Genomic DNA, 18,804 nt, shown 5'->3' on the forward strand with positions numbered 1-18,804 from the left:
TCACGCCTCCAGATCCGGCAGGGGGATGCTCGGCAGGACTCCGGCCGCTGCGGCGATCGCGGCGGGCGTCGTGTCGAGGTGGTCCAGCAGCCCTTCGACGTACGAGACGTCGACTCGGACCTTCTGCACCCGGCCGTCGACGTCACGCATCACGAACTCGCGGAAGCCGAGGCGGGAGGCCGAGTTGGTGTCGGCGGCGGAGAGTGAGGCGAGGGTGGCCTCGTACCCGTCGTTCACCGGCACCCGCAGCAGCCGTAGCGCTTCGGAGGCGATCTCGGCGTCCTCGGCGATGCGACCGACGAAGACTGTGGAGACGAGGTTCTGTACGTCGAGGCCGAGGATGTCGCGGGGGTTCTGGGAGGCGACAAGCGCGGCGAGGTTCCACTTGCGGGAGTCGCGGGCGAGTCGGACCAGGAAGGAACGCCCGGACCGCCAGCCCTCCATGAAGTGCGCCTCGTCGAGGCCGACGAGCTTGCGGGACGACATTGAGCCGCCGTAGCAGCGCCGGACGGCGAGCCGGTGCGCGGTGTGCAGCATCGGCAGGGCCAGTGCTTCCTCGGCTGACCAGTACTCGCGTTCGATCTTGAGGTCGGGCAGCCGTAGCCCGGCCATGGTGATCACGGTGAGTGCCGCGTCGGCGCCGAGCAGCCCTTCCGGCGGTCGGCCGAAGAAGAGCATGGCCAGTGGCATCTCGGCGGTGTCCAGCAGGAGGTTGGCCAGTTCCTTGCCGGCGTCGTCGTCGAGCCGCCCGAGGCAGCTCACCACGTCGTCAAGGGTGGAGGTCTCCTCGGCGGGGACCTGGCGGACGGCGTGCCGGAAGAGGGTGGCTGTCGACGCTTCCCTGGCCACCTGCGGCGGGACGAGCATCATGCAGATGTCCTGGACCAGCATTCGCCGCTCGGCCCGGGCGTTGGAGACCGCGATCTCGAACTCCCGGTCGCCGGCGGCCCCGGTGCCGAATTCGGAGCGCAGCGGCGTCGGGATGAGCGAGTAGGGCGCCAGGGTGCCGTGCTCCGAGCCGGTCAGGTTCAACACCCGGGAGTACGGCCGCAGCTCGGGCATCGCGCAGAGGCGGGCCAGCGGGCCGGACGGGTCGAGCAGGGTCACCTGGACACCTCGGCGGGCGGCCAGGTAGCCCAGGGCGCCGAGCAGGGTGGACTTGCCACCGCCCGGTTCGGCGACGAAGACCGCGAGCCCGGAGCGTTCCCGGACCTCCATGGGGAAGTGCAGGTCGAGGAAGACCGGGCGGCGGCAGGTGCCGGCGGTTCGGCCGATCAGGTCGCCCCGCCGGTCGCCCACGTTGGATGCGGCCTGGGGGAGCGCGGCGGCGAGCAGCGGTACCGGCATGCGACGCACGTAGCCGGTGTTGGCGATCGGCTCGCCGGGGATGAACTCGCGGGCCAGCCAGTCCTGGTTCTTCGGGTGCTGCAGTGAGATCCGTAGCTCGCGGGAGTAGAGCTGGATGAGCCGGCGGGCCCGCTCCAGGCATTCCTCCCTGGTCCGGCCGCCGACAGCGATCCGGTGCCAGCCGTGCGCACGGGCCGAGTCGACCGGCAGGCCGGTGGTCATCTCGTCGCCGATCACCAGGGCGCGCTTGGCCAGTCGCTCCAGCTCAGGGGGCGCGTCGATGCCGTGTTCGGCGTAGTCGAGCTGTTGCGAGCGGATCATCCGCAGCCGGTGTTCCAGATTGCGGAAGGAGTCGCCGGAGCCGAGGATGTCGACGCGGGTGGAGATCTCCATCGGCCACGGCAGGCGCTCATGGAAGTGCAGCCAGGGCTCGTGTCGTTCCGGAATCTCCAGCGGTTCCATCCGGCCGACAGCGAGCACTGCCACGTGCCGTTCCTCGCCGGTCATCCGGTTGACCAGCTTGACCGTCGAGCCGTACGGGGTGCGGTAGCGCTCGACCTGCTCGGTCATGGCGAGCAGGTCGCCGCGTTCCCAGCGCCCGTCGGTGACGGGGGAGAGGGTGCTCGGCGGCGACATGCACAGCGCCACCGAGCGGTAGAGCAGCCATTCCAGCTCCTGGGCGGTGACCCGCCGGCCGCGCATGCCGAACGCCCCGAGCACCTCGTCGAACTGTTCCACTGTGCGGCCCAGCTTGCGGCGTTCTCCGTCGGCGGTGCCCCGGCCGAAGGTGCGCAGCAGCCGCTCGGTGAGCGAGTCGCCGAGGGAACGCCGGGCGAAGGTGACACCCAGGTAGGTCTGGCCCTCGGCGTGGTTGACCGCCATCAGGTGGCGTTGGGCGGCGACCAGGTGGTCGGCCCAGCCGGTGGTGCCGGGGACGTCGGGCAGCGGTGCCGAGGTGTGCGTGTCGATGGTGCGCGCCCACTCGTCGGCGGGGAACGGCCGGGTGGTGCGGCGCAGGTGCAGTCGGAAGCCGGCCAGGCCGGCGTACTGCTCGGAGATCGCCGACAGCAGCGCCTCACGCTCGGCGTCCGGCCGGAACGCCCAACGGACCTCGGGCAGCCAGTACCAGGCGGTGACGGTGTTCGGTGTGAAGGTGAGGTGGCCGGCGATCTCGGTGATGGCCAGTTCGACCGACGGATCCCGATCCCCGAATTTGATCTTCGGAGCGCGAACCCGGGTCGGCTTGATCGGTCGGTCCGGTCGGCTCGCCGTGCGCTGTCGGGGCGCGGCCATCTCCTTGCCGGTGCTCCTGGGCCGATCCGCGTCGGTGGTCCGGCGCGCCGTACGTTCGAGAGCTGGCCGATCCGCAGCCGTGATCATGGCCGGTTGCTCCGTCGGAGCAGTGGACCGGCTGGCGGCGGCCGTCGGCTGGGGTGGCGCTTGAGCCGCCGGTCGGGCCGGCGACGTCGCTGTGGGGCGGCCGCCCGGCGCGGTGTTGGCGGGTCGGCGGACCGGGCTGGTGGTCACCGACGGCGACCCGCCGTCGGTGGGTGACTCGGACTCGTCCGGCGGACGCAGCATCGGCCGTCGATCGCCGGCCTGGTGCGGCACCCGGGACTCGTTGGTCGGGTGGCTGCCTCCGTGCCGTGGCTCGACGGGTCGGCCAGCGTTGCCGGCCGGCGTCCACTGTGGCTCGACCTCGGGAACCGCGCGGGCTGGCGCCGGGCTGGCGGTGGGCGGCGGCTGGTGCGGGATCGCCGGCTGCTCGCGGGTGCTCGGGCCGGCGGTGACCGCTCGTGGCGAGGCGGGTCGCCCTCCGCCGCCGAAGAGGTCCAGGAAGGGGGAGTCGATGTCGGCGTTCTCGCCGGCCGACACGGCGGTGGGCTCGGCCGGTGGCGTCCGGCGGGGAACCGGCCGGGGTGCCTGGAACACGCCGACGGCACCGTGGCCGGGTGACGTCACCAGCGCGGGGTCGAGGGCAACCTCATCCTCGTCCTCGGTGTAGTCGAATGAGTGCGCACGGTGACCGGCTGGTGCGCCCGGTCGGCCGGCCGGGGAGCCCGGCGTGGAGGAGCGGCTCATGCGATCGCCTCGGCGACTGTCGGCAGACCCATGCCCGCGTCCTGCGACGGACCGTTCGACGTACGTCCGGTCATGCCAGCTCCTCCCGAATCCTGATCCGGCTGCCGACCAGGCGCGGATCGCGCTGCTCGACCGCCGGCTCCCGGGTGCGTCGCCAGTCGGTCAGCGCGGTGCGAATGACCACCCGCGCCGGCCGATCGGGGTCGACGTGCCGGAAGATGAACGACGTGGTCACGATGGCGAGCGCGATCTCCCAGGCTGGGAAGAGCTCGACCGTCAACGTGAACAGCCAGTGGATGAACATGTAGAGGGGGACCAGCAGCATGAAGAGCCCGTACTGGGCGTAGGGCAGGTGAACCGGAAGGGTGTAACCGGGCGGCCCGAGGTAGACCAGGCGGGCCCGGTAGATGTCGTCGTCGGTGCGCAGCCGCATCTGGTGAACGCGCCTATTCGAAGATCAGGTCGATCAGGTAATCGCCGACGAAGAAGAGTGTTGCCGCGCCCGCGATGAAGGCGAGCCCGACGATGGCGATCGCGGAGCTGGTCAGCACCTTGGAGATCTCGCCTCGGCTGGCGCGGCCGATGAAGATGACACCCAGGACGGCGAGCAGGATCGGCGCGATCTTGCTGGCGAAGAAGGTGACGACACTGTTCGTGTCGATCCCCTTCGGTGCCGGCTCCGCGAGTGGAGCCGACGCCAGGGTGGAGAGCGCGTGGGCGACGCCGGACGACGCCGTCTCCATGAGCTCGAAGGCGATCACTGGAACCTCCCCATAGCGCGGCCGGCGGTGCCGCGGCGGTGCAATAGGCAAGCCTGGCGGGAAAAGTGCTCCACAGGGCATGGCGTTCTTGACCCTGTGTTCGTTACTCACCACGGAGGGTGGCGAGGTTTGGGCGGTTTTCCCCCGCTTCGGCCCTCCCTCCAAGCTTCGCCATCTCGATGCTGGCCAATTTCAAAGCGTACGGGCCGCCCCGGATTGCGACAAGCCGCGAAGGGGCTGCCCGATACTGCCCAGATGACCGATCGTACACCTGTTCTAATCGCCACGTCAGGGCAGTGGTGCGGGGCCTACCCGGGTCGCTGGGCACCGCCACCGCGACCGGTACCGTCTAGTCGTGACCGATCTGGTGCGGGCTTCGGGCCCGGTGGTGATGGGCGTCCTCAACGTCACACCGGACTCCTTCTCCGACGGCGGACGGTACGCCGACCTGGACGCCGCCGTCGGACACGGCGTCCGTCTACGGGACGCCGGTGCGCAGTTGGTCGACATTGGCGGCGAGTCGACCCGTCCGGGTGCCGAGCGAATCGACGCCGCGACCGAGGCCGAGCGGGTGTTGCCGGTCATTCGTGAGCTGACCGCCGCCGGTGTGGCGGTCAGCGTCGACACCAGCCGCGCGCGGGTCGCGGAGGCCGCCCTGGCCGCCGGCGCGGCAGTGGTCAACGACGTCTCCGGTGGCCTGGCCGACCCGGACATGGCCCGGGTGGTCCGCGACGCGCACTGCCCCTGGGTGCTGATGCACTGGCGTGGGCACTCCCGTGCCATGCGCGAGTTGGCCACCTACACGGACGTGGTGGCCGAGGTCCGGGCCGAGTTGGCCCAACGGATCGACGCGGCGCTGGCCGCCGGTGTGGCCGCCGACCGCCTCATCGTCGACCCCGGGCTCGGCTTCGCCAAGACGGCCGCGCACAACTGGGAGCTCAGCGCCCGCCTGCCGGAGTTGCTGGATCTCGGCTACCCGCTGCTCTTCGGGGCGAGCCGTAAGTCGTACCTCGGTGGGTTGCTCGCCGCCGCGGACGGCACGCCGCGACCGACCGCCCAGCGGGAGGCGGCCACCGTGGCCACCAGTGTGCTGGCGGTCGCCGCGGGCGCCTGGGGCGTACGCGTGCACGACGTGCGGGCCACCGCCGACGCGCTCGCCGTCTGGGCGGCGACCGGCAGCCCCCGCCTGGCCGTGCCGCCGCACGACAGGATGCGGACGCAAGACGATCACGAGCAGGGGGTACGGCGATGACGACGGACCGGATCCAGCTGACCGGCCTGCGGGCGCATGGTCGGCACGGGGTGTACGACTTCGAACGCGAACAGGGGCAGGACTTCGTGGTCGACGCCGTCCTGGAGTTGGACCTCGGCCCGGCCGCCGCCAGTGACGACGTCACCGCCACAGTGCACTACGGCGAGTTGGCCGAACGCCTGGTCGCGGTGGTGACCGGCGAGCCGGTCAACCTGATCGAGACCCTGGCGGACCGGCTCCTCGCGGTCTGCCTGGCAGACGTTCGGGTCGACGCCGCGACGATCACCGTGCACAAGCCGGAGGCTCCGGTGCCGCACACCTTCGCCGACGTGGCAGTCACCATGACCCGGGCGCGTACCCGGTGACCCGGGCGGTTCTCTCGCTCGGCAGCAACCTGGGCGACCGCCTGGAGCACCTGCGCACGGCCGTCGCCACCCTCGGCGACGCGGTGCTCGTCCTCTCCGGGGTGTACGAGACTCCACCGTGGGGTGACACCGATCAGCCCGCGTACCTCAACGCGGTGGTGCTCGTGCAGGACGAGAGCGCGACAGCGCGCGACTGGCTGGAGCGGGCCCGCGACGCGGAGCGCGCGGCCGGCCGGGTCCGTGACCCGCAGCGGCGGTTCGGGCCGCGCACCCTCGACGTGGACGTGATCGCGGTCTGGAGCGACGACGACGAGCCGGTGCTCAGCGACGAGGAGGAGCTGACCCTGCCGCACCCCCGGGCGCACCTGCGCGCCTTCGTGCTGCGTCCGTGGATCGACATCCAGCCGTACGGTCGGCTGCCCGGTCACGGCTGGCTGACCGACCTGCTGACCACCGGCCCCGCCGCGGACGAGGCGTTGGAACTGCGTCCCCGGCCGGAGTTGGCGTTAGAGTCGACGGCATGACCGAGCGGAACCGGCCGGCATGACGCAGGCGAAGCCCCCACCCCGCGGGTCGGGCCCGGACGGGTCGCGGATGGGCCCCACCCGGATCTCGACCCTGGTCGTGGCAGGCCTGGCTGCGGCGGCGGTGGCCTGGCTGCTGATCAGCACCCTCTACTACAGCGGCATTCCCCGGTTGCCCTGGTTGCCGGTGGTGACGCTGGCCGGGCTCGCGGTGCTGGAGGCGTACGCCGCGATCAACACCCGGGGCCGGATCGAGCGCAAGCCTGGTCGGGAGCCGGTCAATCCGCTGTTGGTCGCCCGTTTCGTGGTGCTGGCCAAGGCGTCGGCACTGGCCGCCGCGATCTTCGCGGGCTTCTACGCGGGGCTCACCGGCTGGCTCTTCGTGGAGACCACCCGCGCCGCCCTGGACGATCGACCGGCCGCCGGCGGAGGCCTGCTCGCCTCGCTGGCACTTGTCGGTGCCGCGCTCTGGTTGGAGCGCTCCTGCCGGGTGCCGGAACGCCCTGACGACGAGCGCGAGCAGGACCAGCGGGAGAGCCGCCCCGGCCAGCGCTGAGCAGGGGGTTACGCCCGGCTGCGGTCGCGGGTACGGTGCCTGCGATCGGGGAGCAAGGGCCGCCCAGGGTCCGTCCGTGCGCCGGACTGGGGACGGCCGGCCACTGGGGAGGCGGCGTCATGGGGTACGAAGAAGCGGGCCGGGACCGGTCGGCCGAACCCTCGTCGGGGGTGCCGGCCGCCGTCCTGGACAACGTCTTCGACGATCCCGCCCACGGTGAGCCCGGCCGGGACCGGATCGGCGTACACCTGGGGTGGGAGCTGCTGCTGCTGGCCGGGCTGGCCGCCGTGAGCTGGCTGCTCTGGCGGGAGGATCCGGCCGCGGTGCGCGACGGCAACCTGCGCACGCTGCTGATCGACGCGGTCGGGCTGGGGTTGCTCGCCCTGGCCGCAGGGCTGAGCCTGCGGACGTCCGCGCCGAACCTGGCCGTCGGCCCGATCGCGGTGGCGGCCGCCCTGCACTACGCCGAGCAGGGTGACCGGGGCCTGCCGGCGTCGCTCGGCCCGGCCGTGGCGGTCGCCGCGGTGGGTGGGTTGGCGTTGGCGCTGGCAGTGGTGGTGCTGCACGTGCCAGGCTGGGCCGCCAGCCTGGCCGGCGCCGCCGCCGTGGTGGTGTACATCGAACGCCGCTCGGCGCCAGTGCTGGTGCAGGGCGACTACGACCCCACCAGCAGCGCCGGCTACCTCTTCGCCGGCTTCGCCGCGGTGGCCGTCCTGGGCGGGCTGTTCGGCGCTATCCGGGCGATCCGCAGGCTCGTCGGCAGGTACCGACCGATCGCCGACCCGGCCCGTCGGCGGGGCGCGGTGGCCGCAGTGGTGACCGCAGTCGCGCTTGTCGTCTCCACGGTGCTGGCCGCTCTGGCCGGCGTGCTGCTCGCCGCCAACGACCCCGGGCCGGTGGCGCCCACCTCGGGGTTGGACTGGACGGTGCTGGCCATCGGGGTGGCCCTGCTCGCCGGCACCAGCGCGTACGGCCGCCGGGGCGGGGTGTTCGGCACGCTGCTGGCGGTCGGCCTGGTGACTGTCTTCCAGGTGTACGCGCCGGAGCGTGGCTGGACGCTGAGCAACTGGGCGGTCGGCGGGGCCGCGCTCGGCGTCGGGCTGCTGGCCACCCGGCTGGTCGAGACGCTCGGGCGGCCTCGACCGGGCGGCCCTGAGCGACCCGAGCCGGTCAGCGACGGCACGATCAGCTCGGGCTGGACCACACCGCAGCCGCAGTCCGTCGACAACTGGCCTCCCACGCTGCCGACCCAGGCCGCGCCGCAACCGGTCGACCCGTGGCGGGATCCCCGGTGGGAGGACGGCCCGCGACGGTGGGACACCGATGAGCGGTGAGCCGCGTCGCGTCCGCCGAGCCGGAGCTGATCTCGACAGTTAGGCTCGGCGACATGACCGACTCACCTGCCGCCACCCCGGGCGGAACCTCGTTCGAGGAGCTTGACGCGCTGTCCACCGAGGAGCTGCGGGAGCGGGCGTTCGCCCGGGCCCGGGAGCACCGGGACGTGGGCTTCTTCTGGTCGGTGCTGCGCCACCTGCCGAACGCGGACGAGGCCACGGTGCTGGATGGCGCCCCGAACTCGATCGGCCCGACGATCGACGAGGCCAACGCGCTGTGGCGGGAGCTGACCGGTCACGGCTACGAGGAGTCGGCGCCGCTGCTGCGGGCCGCCTTCATCGACTACCTGATGAAGCACTGAGCCGCTCGGGGCAGCCCAGGTCCACCCGAGCCACCGGTTCGGGGTCTGGGCGGATCGCGTCGCTCGTCAACCGTTCCGGCCCGGTCAGCCGCTACGGCACGGCCGCCGGCACCGGCGCGCTCGCCGTGTTGCTGCTGGTCGGCATCTGCGGCAGTCCGGCGTACACCGGCTGGGCCGTCACCCTCACCGACCCGGAGTCGGCCGGGGCCTTCTACGCGCGCCTGCTCGCCTGGCCGGCCTGGCGGCTCGACGCGGACGGGCAGGCCGGCGGGTTGTTCGCCGCCGACCTGCGAGCCGTGCTGCTGGTGGTCCTCGCTGTGGCGCTGCTCTACCTGTTGCCCGCGGCCCAGGTCGCCCGGGTGCCCGGCCCGGTCAGCCAGTTCTTCTCCGGTTGGGCCGCGTACGTGCTGGCTGGCGGGCTGGCCGCAGTGCTGGCGGCGCTGCTCGGCCCCGCGCCGTCGCTCCTGGGGGCACTGCAGGACGCCAGCACCGGTGCCGGTTACGGCTTCCTCACCGGGTGGATCATCGGCATCGCCAGCCTGGGCGGTCGCGCCTGACCTGGCCGAGGCGGGGTCAGACGCGACGGTCGTGCCTGCCCCGAACGCGGGTCAGCTGCTCGGGCGGCCGAGGTCGAGGAGGCGCTGTCGGCTCAACGCGCCCACCGGCCGGCCGGCGTCGGTCACCAGGAGCCGGTCCCGGCCCGAGGTGAGCAGGACCGCCAACGCGTCGTACGCCGAGCCGTCCACGGCGACGGTGGGCAGGTCCGGTGCGGCGTCCTCGGGCACCGGCTCCAGGGTCGCCCGGTCGAGCGGGGTGACCGCCAACCGGCGGATGCCGCGGTCGGCGCCGACGAACTCGCGTACGAACGCGGTGGCGGGTGCGCCGAGCAGCGCGGCCGGGGTGTCGTACTGCTCCAGGTGCCCGCCCTCGGAGAGGACAGCGATCCGGTCACCGAGTCGGACGGCCTCGTCGAGGTCGTGGGTGACCAGCACGATCGTCTTGCGTACCTCGGCCTGGAGGCGCAGGAACTCCTCCTGGAGGCGGGCCCGGACGATCGGGTCGACGGCCGAGAACGGCTCGTCCATCAACAGCACCACCGGGTCGGCGGCGAGCGCCCGGGCCACCCCGACCCGCTGCCGCTGGCCACCCGACAGCTCGTGCGGGTAGCGACCGCCGAACTCCGCCGGGTCCAGTCCGACCAGGTCGAGCAGCTCGTCGACCCGGGCCCGGGTCTGGCTCTTGGGCCAGCGGAGCAGGCCCGGCACGGTGGCCACGTTGGCCCGCACGGTCTGGTGTGGAAAGAGACCGACGTTCTGGATCACGTACCCGATTCGACGGCGCAGTCGCACCGGGTCGACATTCGTGACGTCCTCGTCGCCGAGCGTGATGCGACCGGCGGTCGGTTCGATCAGGCGATTGATCATCCGCAGCACCGTCGACTTGCCGCAGCCGGACGGGCCGATCAGCACCACCAGCTCGCCGGCCCGGACCTCCAGGCTGAGGTCCCGGACAGCTTCGGTGCCGTTCGGGTAGCGCTTCTGGATGCCCTCCAGGGAGATCGACGCCGCGCGAGGGGATTGGGCCACGCCGGCAGCCTCCGGGGTAACGTCCACGTATGTCCTTCCGCCTGAGCTACCGGGCCGACCCGGGTAACCCCTGGTTCTCCTGGCAGTACGTGCGGGACAACTCTGACACGATCCTCGCCGCGGTGCGCGAACACGCCTCCCTCACCGGGCGAGCGGTGCTGATCGCGGTGCTGATCGCCCTGCCGTTGTCAGTGCTGGCGTACTGGGTCCGTCCGCTTGCCGGTCCGATCCTCGCCGTCAGCGGGGTGGTCTACACAATCCCGTCGTTGGCGCTCTTCGCGTTCATCGCCCCCTACCTGGGCACCGGTGCGACCACTGTGCTGGTCGGGCTGGTCCTCTACGCGTTGCTGCTGATCGTGCGCAACGTGGTGGCCGGTCTCAACCAGGTGCCTCCGGAGGTTCGGGAGGCCGCCGAGGGCATGGGTTACGGTCGCTGGAGGCGGCTGTTCCGGATCGACCTGCCGCTGGCGCTGCCGGGCATCGTGACCGGCGTACGGCTGGCGACGGTCTCGACGGTGGCGTTGGTCACTGTCGGGGTGCTGGTCGGGCACGGCGGGCTCGGTCAGTTGATCTTCGCGGGCTTCCAGAACAACCTCTACAAGGCCGAGATCATGACGGCCGCACTGCTCTGCGTGGCGCTCGCCGTCGTGCTCGACCTGCTGCTCATCCTGGTCGCCCGACTGGTGACTCCCTGGTCCACCCGGAGGGCACGGTGACCGTGGCGGAAAACCCGATCGGGCAGGCCATCACCTGGATCAACGACCCACTGAACTGGACCAACCCCGGCGGCATGCTGGACCGGCTCGGCGAGCACCTGACGATCTCGGCCCTGGCGGTGGCGCTCGGCTGCCTGGTGGCCTGGCCGCTCGGGCTCTGGTTGGGGCACCTCGGTCGAGGTGGCGGCCTCGTGGTGCTGATCTCCAACGCCACCCTGGCCATCCCCACCCTGGCGCTGCTGACCATCCTCCCGGTCGTCTTCGCCAGCGGCTTCGGGAAGACACCGGTGGTGGTGGCACTGGCTGTCTTCGCCGTGCCGCCGCTGCTGGCCAACGCGTACACCGGGGTGCGTCAGGTGGACCCGGAGGCCCGCGACGCGGCCCGGGGGATGGGCCTATCCGGCGGGCAACTGCTGCGCCGCGTGGAGTTGCCGCTCGCGGTGCCCTACCTGGCCGCCGGGTTCCGTACCGCGGCGGTCCAGGTGATCGCGACAGCGGCGCTGGCCTCCTTCGTCAACGGCGGCGGCCTGGGCCAGATCATCCGGACCGGCTTCGGCATCGGTATCGCGGCCGGCGGCGGACAGATCGTCGCCGGTGGTGTGCTGGTGGCCGGGCTCGCGTTGCTGGCCGAGGTGGTCCTCGGCGGCGTCGAACGGCTTGTCACCCCCAAGCCGCTGCGGCGCGGGCGGCAGCGCCTCGGGCGGCCCCGGGCCGCCGACGCCACCGGCAGCGCCTGACCCGTCCGGGTGAGCCCGCGTCGAGCTGGCGACCCACGCCCGTCAAATCGGTGACGATGGGGTGACGAAGTCCATCCCAAGTTGTCGGTCGGTTCCGGAGCATGTTGGGTGGACATTCGCGGGCGGCCGACAGTCAGGATCGCCCGTCGGACACGCGGCCGGCCCGGGACGGGCCGCGCCGGGACACGGAAGGCGGGCACATGCGCGCACGTACACGTCTGGCGATCGGGGCGGTCAGCGCCGTCGCCGGGGCAGCACTCCTCACCGGCTGCGGTGACGCCGGCTCGTCCGGCACCGACGCACCCCAGACGAGCGCCTCCGGCGCCGGGTGCGCCCCGGTCGCCGGCCAGCAGCTCATCGCTCTGCAGGACGACAAGAAGCTCCAGAACTCCGACAACGTCATTCCCGCGGTCAACAGCAAGGCGGCCAACCCGCAGCTGATCGCCGCACTGGACAAGGTCTCCGCCACGCTCGACACTCCGAAGCTGATCCAGCTCAACAAGGCCGTCAACGAGGACCGCAAGACCCCCAAGGTGGCGGCCGAGGAGTTCGCCAGCGCCAACAACCTCACCGCGGGCATCGCCAAGGGCCCGGGAGGCGACATCACGGTGGGTGCCGGCAACTTCGCCGAGAGTCAGATCCTGGGCGAGCTGTACCGGATCGCGCTCACCGCCGCCGGCTACCAGGTCAAGGTGCAGCAGATCGGCAACCGGGAGCTCTACGCGCCGGCCCTGGAGAAGGGCGAGATCCAGGTCGTCCCGGAGTACGCGGCCACAATGGCCGAGTTCCTCAACACCAAGGCCAACGGCCAGAACGCCCAGCCGGTCTCCTCGCCGGACATCAACACGACGGTGACCGCGCTGAAGGCCGAGGGCGACAAGGCCGGCCTCACCTTCGGCACCCCGGCCGCCGCACAGGACCAGAACGCCTTCGCGGTGACCCAGGCCTTCGCCGACAAGTACGGCGTGCGGACCCTCTCCGAGCTGGCGGCGAAGTGCTCCGGCAGCGCGACTGTGCTGGGTGGCCCGCCGGAGTGCGAGCAGCGTCCCTTCTGCAAGCCGGGCCTGGAGAAGACCTACGGGCTGTCGTTCGGCAAGTTCTCCTCCCTCGACCAGGGCGGGCCGCTGACCAAGAGCGGGCTGCGCGACGGCTCGATCAGCGTGGGTCTGATCTTCTCCTCGGATGGCGCCTTCGCCACCAGCTGAGCGCTTTCCGCACGTGCCGCGGACGCCCTCGCCCCCGACCGGGCGGGGGCGTTCGCGCGTCCCGGGGACCCCGTTCCCTCCGGTGGATATCGTGGGTAGGCTGCACATCCATGCCAGCCCCGGCCACCTCCGACGCCCGGCGTCAACCACCGCTGCTGACCATGCTCTTCTGGGCCGGCGTCGCTCTCGCGCCGGTGGCGGCGCTGATTCTGCTGGTGGCCGACGGCAACGGCCCGTTGCGGTTCGCCGCGGTGCTCGCCATCCTCGCTGTGGTGCTGATCGGCCTCTCCATCGCGTTGCGTCCCGACGGCGAAGGCGCCTCGGCGCGGACCGACGAGTTGCTGGACGAGATCGAGGAGCTGCGTCGGGAGTTGCGCGGCGAGATCGTGGCCGCCGCCCAGCGCGGTAACCAGGCGCTCGACCAGGCCCAACGGGCCCAGGAGGGGATCGCCGCGGTGCGCCGCCGTCTCGACGCCAGTGGCGCCGCCCTCGCCGGTGCCGCCCCAGCAGTCGACCAGGCGGGTGCCGGACGGGCGCGGGTGGCTGCCGTCGAGCCGCCGGCGGACGACACACCGGTGGCCCGTAACCGGGGCGACGCGCAGGCCGGCCGCGCCCGGGTGTCCGGCCCCGACGACGCGCCCCGGTGGGGGCGCCCCGAGCACCAGGACGACGAGCCGGCGTACGCCCGGGAAACCCCCGAGCCGCCGGCCGCCGCCGGGATGTACGGCGGGGAACGGTCGGCCGGCACCGCGTACGGCTCAGCCCGCCCCCGGGAGCACGACCGCCCCGAGGCGGCGCACCGGCCGGCTGGCGTGGTCCGACACACCGAGACCGTGCACGTCACCACCCGGCACACAGTGGTGGACGGCGGCCCGGCCGAGCCGCCCGGTCGCTACGGCGGCGGGTACGCCGGTCAGTGGACGCCACCCGCACAGGAGTGGACCCGGGGCGGCGACGCCGATCAGCCCCCGCGCCCGTCCGGCCGGGCGCGGAGCGAGCCGGAGCAGCACCCCAGAGCCGGGTACGGCGACGAGCCGGGTTGGACGGGCCGCCGCGACGAGCCGGAGTGGACCGACCGGCGCGACGCGTACGCCCAGCCCGACGAGCCAGCCCCGGCAGCCCGGTCACACCGCACCCCGGAGAGGCCGGCGGAATCCTGGGACAGCCCGGACGATCGGGGCTGGTCGGAGCAGCGCGACCGGGCAGGCGTCCAGGCACCACAGGCCGGGCCGCCGCTGCGGGCCGACGACACCGGCGAGTACTGGTCGCAGCTGCGGGCCGGTGACCGGTGGGCCGCCGTCCGCGACGACGAGAACGGTCGCGAGTTGCGGGTCGGCGAACGTCGGGCCGAGGTGCACGCCGACGCCACCGGCACCGAGTACCGGGTGGCCGACCGCTGGGCCGCCGCCCGCTACGAGGAGCCGCGCCGTCACGAGGACGCCGGCCGCTACGAGGAGCCGCACCGCTACGAGGAGCCGCGCCGTCCCGAGGAGCCGCGCCGTCACGAGGACGCCGGCCGCTACGAGGACGCCGGCCGGTATGAAGAACCGCGCCGCCACGACAGTGGTCGGCGGGCCGAGCCGGGAAGGCCCGCGCTGCCGGTGGGCGGGGTGCCGGTGCCGGACGAGTGGCGTCCACCGCGCCAACGCGGCCACCAGGCGGAACCCGCCCCGGAACGGACCGGCCGGCGGCGGGTCGACGAGCGCTACGGCTACCCGCCGCAGGACGACGTACCGCGTGCCGGCGGCGCGCCACCCACCGACCGCTGGCGGTGACCGGTCAGGCGGCCCGGGCTCACTTGTCGATGTCGCCGACCACGAAGAACATCGAGCCGAGGATCGCGATCAGATCCGGGACCAGGCAGCCGGGGAGCAGGGTTGCCAACGCCTGCACGTTCGCGTACGAGGCGGTGCGCAGCTTCAACCGCCACGGCGTCTTCTCACCCCGCGACACCAGGTAGTAGCCGTTGATGCCTAGCGGGTTCTCCGTCCAGGCGTACGTGTGCCCCTCCGGCGCCTTGAGCACCTTCGGCAGCCGGGTGTTGATCGGCCCGGTCAGCCGGTCCACCCGGTCGAGGCACTGCTCGGCGAGGTCCAGTGACGCGTACACCTGGTCGAGCAGCACCTCGAAACGGGCGTGGCAGTCCCCGGCGGTCTTGGTGACCACCGGAACGTCCAGCTCGTCGTAGGCCAGGTAGGGGTCGTCGCGGCGCAGGTCCAGGTCGAGCCCCGAGGCCCTGGCCACCGGGCCGGACGCGCCGAACGCGGCGGCGTCCGCTGCGGACAGCACGCCCACGCCGACGGTGCGGGCCAGGAAGATCTCGTTACGCCGGATCAGGTGGTCCAGGTCGGGCAACCGGCGGCGTACCTCGCCGATGGCCGCGCGGGCCCGCCCGGTCCACCCGTACGGCACCTCCTCCTTGAGGCCGCCCACCCGGTTGAACATGTAGTGGATCCGGCCACCGGAGACCTCCTCCATCACCGCCTGGATGGTCTCGCGTTCCCGGAAGGCGTAGAAGATCGGTGTGATCGCCCCGATCTCCAACGGGTACGAGCCGAGGAACATCAGGTGGTTGAGCACCCGGTTCAGCTCCGCGAGGGCCATCCGCAGCCAGGTGGCCCGCTCCGGCACCTCCATGCCCATCAGGCGTTCCACAGCGAGCACCACGCCCAGCTCGTTGGAGAACGCCGAGAGCCAGTCGTGCCGGTTGGCCAGCACGATGATCTGCCGGTAGTCACGCACCTCGAAGAGCTTCTCAGCGCCCCGGTGCATGTAACCGACGATCGGTTCACAGGCGACCACCCGCTCGCCGTCGAGCACCAGCTTCAACCGCAGCACACCGTGGGTGGAGGGGTGCTGCGGGCCGATGTTCAGCACCATGTCGGTGCCGAGCTGCTGATCACCGGTGCCGGCGATCAGCCCGGCCCCGGTGCCGACGGTCAGTTCACGGAGGGCCCCGGCGTCGGTGGTCATGCCCGTCATCGTGCCACGGCCGGCCCGAGCGGGATGCCGACCGGCTGGCGTAACCACCAGTGCCCGCCGAGCCCGGCCGGGTCGGTCAGCTCGGCCACCGCCGACGCGGCGGCCAGCGCCCGCACGTAGCCGACCGGGTCGGTGCCGGCCAGGCTGAGCGGTGGTCGCCCGCCGTCGGCCCCGAGCGCCCGCAGCGCCTCCCGCTGCAACAGCAGGGAGTACGCGCACCGGGCGACCGCCGCACCGGCGGAGGCGACCGAGTCCATTGCCACGTGCGCTGTGACGTCACTCGACCCGTCCGGCACCGGAGGCACCTGCCGCCCACCCCGATACCCGGTCAACGTCCCGTCCACGGGCCTTTCGTCGCGTAGGTGCCCGTAGTCAACGGCAACGGCGAGCCCTCGGCTGATCTTCCGGACCGCGTTGGCCCAGGCCTCATCTCTGCTTCGGCCGATCTCGGCTCGTCGGTAGTCACTGTTGGGGGTTTCGGGGCAGCCCGGCCGGCTCCGGGCGGTCAGGCTTGATCCCTGCGCCGGCCGGGCTGCCCCGAAACCCGACCCGCTTCCGGTGATCGCATCGGTAGAGGTTGAACCACCGGTCAGGTCACGGTCCGCACCGCGAGGGCTCGCGGGACCGGGCCACCAGGTGGTCAGCCAATCAAGATCAGCAGCTTTGACCAACTCGCCAACCGTCTCCACGCCGCTGTCGGGGTCGACCAGCACATATCGCCAGCCATCGGCGGTGTGCACCGCCACGTCGAGTGGGACGTTGTCCAGCCATTCGGTAGCGATCAACAGTCCGGTGATCTCGTCGGGGATCTCAGACACCCAGTTGATTTCTTCGGGCAGGTTCTCGGGGCGGTGGGCGTACTCGACTGCTGTGAAGCGGACCCGCTCCGCGAGCGACGGACGGCCCGTGCCGGACGACGGCTCCTCGCCAAACGAACGGGCGGAGGCCGTGGGAGTCAGGGTTTCCGGGGAGCCCGACCACGGAGGGATCAAGCCTGACCGCCCGGAGTGGGCGGGCTCCCCGGAAACCCCCACCGCGCACCCGACGAGAGAACGCAGCAGCTCCCCCCGCCCAGCCCCGACGTCGACCACGTCGAGCCGCGCCGGGTAGCCGAGAGCGGAATCCACGTCCGAGATCAGGCGCAGCAGCGCGGTGGCGAAGGCCGGGGACGCGTGCACGCTGGTCCGGAAGTGATCGGCCGGCCCGCTGCCGGCCACGAAGAAGCCGTCCGGCCCGTAGAGGGCGTGGCTCATCGCGTCTCGCCACGGGATCGACATCAGTCCACTCCGGGTTCACGAGGTGTCACCGTGCCGACCCTACGGGCATCCGACCCGGCGATGACTTCCGTCCCCGGCGGGTCGGCTTCGTGGTTCAGGCTTGGAAGTAATGCCCTTCGTGCAGGTCCGCGATCAGGCCGGGGTGGGTCGGAGTCCAGCCCAGCAGTTCGCGGGTGATGGCGGACGACGTGGGGTTGTCCATCTGTGCGAACGACCCGAGAAAGCCGAAGTGGTCGTTGGCCTCGGCGGGGCTGATGCTTCGGACCGGGATGCCGAGGTTGTCGCCGATGGCTGCCGCGATCTGCTGGAAGGGGACGCCCTCGTCGGCGGCTCCGTGCAGGCGCGTACCGGCTGGGGCTTTTTCGAGGGCGAGTCGGTAGAGCACTGCCGCGTCGAGCGTGTGTACGGCCGGCCACCGGTTGCTGCCGTCGCCGACGTAGGCGGCGTACCCCTTGCGGCGGGCCGCGGCGATGATGGCGGTGATGAAGCCGTAGTGGTCGAGTGAACTGTGCACTGTGGGCGCGAGCCGGACGATGGAGGAGCGCACGCCGCGGGAGGCGAGGCCGGCCACGAAGTTCTCCGCGTCGATCCGGTAGCCGCCGGACGGGAAGGTGTCGCGTTCGGTGCCGGGGCGGCCGACGATGCCGCCCATCACGAGCATGGCCGTTCCGCCGGTGCCGACCAGGGGCTTGCCGGAGCCGGCCAGGCCGTCGGCGAGTGCCGTGAGGGCGTCCAGGTCAGCTCTGGCGGCGCCGGCCAGGTCGCCGTTGATCATGAGGTCGTGGCGGAACGCCAGGTGGATGACTCCGTCGGCGGCGGCTGCCTCGTCCCGGAGCACATCGAGGTCGGACAGGTCGCCGCGGTGTGCCTGAGCACCGAGCTTCTCGATGGCGGCGGCGGACGTGTCGGAGCGGGCGAGGCCGACGACCTCGTGCCCGGCGGAGAGCAGTTCCGGGACGACCGCGAAGCCGAGGTGGCCGGAGGCGCCAGTGACGAATACGCGCATTGTGGTTCCTTCGTGAGTGCCGATGTCACCTTGCGACATAACCGTAGCTCGCGTGATGTCACACCGCGACATGTGGAACGAATTAATGTCGCGGTGTGACATCGGATACCATCGCCGCATGGCTCGCTGGCAACCTGACGCACGCGGCCGCCTGGAGGCGGCCGCCTTCGAATTGTTCCGCAAGCGCGGCTTCGAACAGACCACTGTCGCGGACATCGCCGCCCGTGCCGGCCTCGACAAACGCACCTTCTACCGACTCTTCGGCGACAAGCGCGAGGCGCTCTTCAGCGGCAACGGGCACCTGGAGGAACTCCTGGTCCGCTCGGTGACCGAGACCGACGCCGGCCCCTTCGAGGCGGTCGTCGCCGCCTTCCGCCTGGTGGCGGAGGAGATCTTCGCCGACCGCCTGGAGCTGGTCCGAGCGCGGCAGGCCATCATCGAGAGCAGCCCGGAGCTACAGGAGCGTGAACTGCGCAAGACGGGCTCACTGGTGGCCGCCGTCACCGCCGCCCTGCGCGCCAGGGGCCTCGACGAGACCACTGCCACCCTGGCCACCGAGTCGGGTGCCACGGTCTTCCGGGTCGCGTACGCCCGCTGGGTAGCGCCCGACAGCGACGCCCCGCTCAGCAACCTGATCGCTGAGGTGGCCGCCGAGCTACGCGCCATCACGTCGGCCCCGACCGAAACGCCCTGACGAGCCGTCTCGTCGGTG

General features: G+C 72.1%; 19 protein-coding genes. 12 read left to right on the forward strand and 7 right to left on the reverse strand.

What is annotated here, in order from left to right; all coding sequences use genetic code 11:
• The 3 genes from AB0B98_RS15420 to AB0B98_RS15430 form a co-directional block, all read right to left on the reverse strand.
• On the reverse strand, nucleotides 1–3,429 hold the full coding sequence (locus tag AB0B98_RS15420; protein WP_357363175.1) for an ATP-binding protein: 3,429 nt from the start codon (nucleotides 3,427–3,429) through the stop codon (nucleotides 1–3).
• 70 nt (nucleotides 3,430–3,499) lie between these two features.
• Nucleotides 3,500–3,862, reverse strand: a complete 363-nt coding sequence (locus tag AB0B98_RS15425) for a hypothetical protein (RefSeq protein WP_053654782.1) — start codon at nucleotides 3,860–3,862, stop codon at nucleotides 3,500–3,502.
• A gap of 13 nt (nucleotides 3,863–3,875) precedes the next feature.
• Complete coding sequence (locus AB0B98_RS15430; protein ID WP_030327982.1) at nucleotides 3,876–4,190, reverse strand: hypothetical protein; 315 nt, start codon at nucleotides 4,188–4,190, stop codon at nucleotides 3,876–3,878.
• 355 nt (nucleotides 4,191–4,545) lie between these two features.
• Here AB0B98_RS15430 and folP point away from each other — a divergent pair, with 355 nt between their 5' ends.
• The 7 genes from folP (at nucleotide 4,546) to AB0B98_RS15465 (ending at nucleotide 9,140) form a co-directional block, all read left to right on the forward strand.
• Nucleotides 4,546–5,442 (forward strand): dihydropteroate synthase, encoded by an 897-nt coding sequence (gene folP, locus AB0B98_RS15435; protein ID WP_357363177.1) that lies wholly within the window; start codon nucleotides 4,546–4,548, stop codon nucleotides 5,440–5,442.
• Nucleotides 5,439–5,807, forward strand: coding sequence for a dihydroneopterin aldolase (gene folB / locus AB0B98_RS15440; RefSeq protein WP_238667220.1), 369 nt, complete (start codon nucleotides 5,439–5,441; stop codon nucleotides 5,805–5,807). Before folP ends, folB begins: the two co-directional genes overlap by 4 nt.
• Entirely contained in the window at nucleotides 5,804–6,331 is a 528-nt protein-coding gene (folK, locus tag AB0B98_RS15445; protein ID WP_357363178.1) for a 2-amino-4-hydroxy-6-hydroxymethyldihydropteridine diphosphokinase, read from the forward strand. The genes folB and folK overlap by 4 nt, the downstream gene beginning before the upstream one ends.
• Nucleotides 6,332–6,350: 19 nt before the next feature.
• Nucleotides 6,351–6,887: a DUF3180 domain-containing protein gene (locus tag AB0B98_RS15450; RefSeq protein ID WP_357363180.1), complete on the forward strand. Its 537-nt coding sequence runs from the start codon at nucleotides 6,351–6,353 to the stop codon at nucleotides 6,885–6,887.
• 119 nt (nucleotides 6,888–7,006) lie between these two features.
• Nucleotides 7,007–8,221 carry an ABC transporter permease gene (locus AB0B98_RS15455; RefSeq protein WP_357363182.1) on the forward strand — a complete coding sequence of 405 codons (1,215 nt, stop codon included), beginning with the start codon at nucleotides 7,007–7,009 and terminating at the stop codon, nucleotides 8,219–8,221.
• A gap of 53 nt (nucleotides 8,222–8,274) precedes the next feature.
• Entirely contained in the window at nucleotides 8,275–8,583 is a 309-nt protein-coding gene (locus tag AB0B98_RS15460) for a hypothetical protein (protein WP_091403607.1), read from the forward strand.
• A gap of 53 nt (nucleotides 8,584–8,636) precedes the next feature.
• Nucleotides 8,637–9,140 carry a hypothetical protein gene (locus AB0B98_RS15465; RefSeq protein WP_238667315.1) on the forward strand — a complete coding sequence of 168 codons (504 nt, stop codon included), beginning with the start codon at nucleotides 8,637–8,639 and terminating at the stop codon, nucleotides 9,138–9,140.
• A gap of 51 nt (nucleotides 9,141–9,191) precedes the next feature.
• Here AB0B98_RS15465 and AB0B98_RS15470 read toward each other — a convergent pair whose 3' ends face one another.
• A complete protein-coding gene (locus AB0B98_RS15470) occupies nucleotides 9,192–10,169 on the reverse strand; it encodes an ATP-binding cassette domain-containing protein (RefSeq protein WP_357363184.1) in 978 nt (325 codons plus the stop codon).
• 29 nt (nucleotides 10,170–10,198) lie between these two features.
• Between AB0B98_RS15470 and AB0B98_RS15475 the strand changes: the two genes are divergently transcribed.
• The 4 genes from AB0B98_RS15475 (at nucleotide 10,199) to AB0B98_RS15490 (ending at nucleotide 14,602) form a co-directional block, all read left to right on the forward strand.
• Nucleotides 10,199–10,885 carry an ABC transporter permease gene (locus tag AB0B98_RS15475; RefSeq protein ID WP_091403225.1) on the forward strand — a complete coding sequence of 229 codons (687 nt, stop codon included), beginning with the start codon at nucleotides 10,199–10,201 and terminating at the stop codon, nucleotides 10,883–10,885.
• Nucleotides 10,882–11,622: an ABC transporter permease gene (locus tag AB0B98_RS15480; protein WP_210780819.1), complete on the forward strand. Its 741-nt coding sequence runs from the start codon at nucleotides 10,882–10,884 to the stop codon at nucleotides 11,620–11,622. Before AB0B98_RS15475 ends, AB0B98_RS15480 begins: the two co-directional genes overlap by 4 nt.
• A gap of 200 nt (nucleotides 11,623–11,822) precedes the next feature.
• Complete coding sequence (locus AB0B98_RS15485; protein ID WP_238667215.1) at nucleotides 11,823–12,827, forward strand: glycine betaine ABC transporter substrate-binding protein; 1,005 nt, start codon at nucleotides 11,823–11,825, stop codon at nucleotides 12,825–12,827.
• 110 nt (nucleotides 12,828–12,937) lie between these two features.
• Nucleotides 12,938–14,602, forward strand: coding sequence for a hypothetical protein (locus AB0B98_RS15490; protein WP_357363185.1), 1,665 nt, complete (start codon nucleotides 12,938–12,940; stop codon nucleotides 14,600–14,602).
• A gap of 19 nt (nucleotides 14,603–14,621) precedes the next feature.
• Here the strand turns inward: AB0B98_RS15490 and AB0B98_RS15495 are convergent, their stop codons facing one another.
• From AB0B98_RS15495 to AB0B98_RS15505, 3 genes are all read right to left on the reverse strand, one after another.
• The gene (locus AB0B98_RS15495) at nucleotides 14,622–15,809 is read right to left on the reverse strand and encodes an NADH-quinone oxidoreductase subunit D (protein WP_357284881.1); all 1,188 of its coding nucleotides are present in this window, start codon (nucleotides 15,807–15,809) and stop codon (nucleotides 14,622–14,624) included.
• Entirely contained in the window at nucleotides 15,806–17,086 is a 1,281-nt protein-coding gene (locus AB0B98_RS15500) for an SAM-dependent methyltransferase (RefSeq protein WP_357363187.1), read from the reverse strand. Before AB0B98_RS15500 ends, AB0B98_RS15495 begins: the two co-directional genes overlap by 4 nt.
• Before the next feature lie 94 nt (nucleotides 17,087–17,180).
• Complete coding sequence (locus AB0B98_RS15505; protein ID WP_357363188.1) at nucleotides 17,181–18,092, reverse strand: SDR family oxidoreductase; 912 nt, start codon at nucleotides 18,090–18,092, stop codon at nucleotides 17,181–17,183.
• A 118-nt stretch (nucleotides 18,093–18,210) separates the two neighbouring features.
• Between AB0B98_RS15505 and AB0B98_RS15510 the strand changes: the two genes are divergently transcribed.
• A complete protein-coding gene (locus AB0B98_RS15510; protein WP_357363190.1) occupies nucleotides 18,211–18,786 on the forward strand; it encodes a TetR family transcriptional regulator in 576 nt (191 codons plus the stop codon).
• The last annotated feature ends 18 nt before the right edge of the window (nucleotides 18,787–18,804 follow it).

Origin of the sequence: Micromonospora sp. NPDC048947, assembly GCF_040649495.1 — a bacterium.
Lineage (GTDB): Bacteria > Actinomycetota > Actinomycetes > Mycobacteriales > Micromonosporaceae > Micromonospora > Micromonospora alfalfae.

Excerpts from the sequence above, each read along its gene's own strand:
- AB0B98_RS15420 (WP_357363175.1), bottom strand. The coding sequence starts at position 3,429 with ATGAGCCGCTCCTCCACGCCGGGCTCCCCGGCCGGCCGACCGGGCGCA.
- AB0B98_RS15490 (WP_357363185.1), top strand. The coding sequence starts at position 12,938 with ATGCCAGCCCCGGCCACCTCCGACGCCCGGCGTCAACCACCGCTGCTG.
- AB0B98_RS15450 (WP_357363180.1), top strand. The coding sequence starts at position 6,351 with ATGACGCAGGCGAAGCCCCCACCCCGCGGGTCGGGCCCGGACGGGTCG.
- AB0B98_RS15455 (WP_357363182.1), top strand. The coding sequence starts at position 7,007 with ATGGGGTACGAAGAAGCGGGCCGGGACCGGTCGGCCGAACCCTCGTCG.
- AB0B98_RS15485 (WP_238667215.1), top strand. The coding sequence starts at position 11,823 with ATGCGCGCACGTACACGTCTGGCGATCGGGGCGGTCAGCGCCGTCGCC.
- AB0B98_RS15495 (WP_357284881.1), bottom strand. The coding sequence starts at position 15,809 with ATGACGGGCATGACCACCGACGCCGGGGCCCTCCGTGAACTGACCGTC.
- folB (WP_238667220.1), top strand. The coding sequence starts at position 5,439 with ATGACGACGGACCGGATCCAGCTGACCGGCCTGCGGGCGCATGGTCGG.
- AB0B98_RS15425 (WP_053654782.1), bottom strand. The coding sequence starts at position 3,862 with ATGCGGCTGCGCACCGACGACGACATCTACCGGGCCCGCCTGGTCTAC.
- AB0B98_RS15460 (WP_091403607.1), top strand. The coding sequence starts at position 8,275 with ATGACCGACTCACCTGCCGCCACCCCGGGCGGAACCTCGTTCGAGGAG.
- AB0B98_RS15510 (WP_357363190.1), top strand. The coding sequence starts at position 18,211 with ATGGCTCGCTGGCAACCTGACGCACGCGGCCGCCTGGAGGCGGCCGCC.
- AB0B98_RS15475 (WP_091403225.1), top strand. The coding sequence starts at position 10,199 with ATGTCCTTCCGCCTGAGCTACCGGGCCGACCCGGGTAACCCCTGGTTC.
- AB0B98_RS15505 (WP_357363188.1), bottom strand. The coding sequence starts at position 18,092 with ATGCGCGTATTCGTCACTGGCGCCTCCGGCCACCTCGGCTTCGCGGTC.
- AB0B98_RS15500 (WP_357363187.1), bottom strand. The coding sequence starts at position 17,086 with ATGTCGATCCCGTGGCGAGACGCGATGAGCCACGCCCTCTACGGGCCG.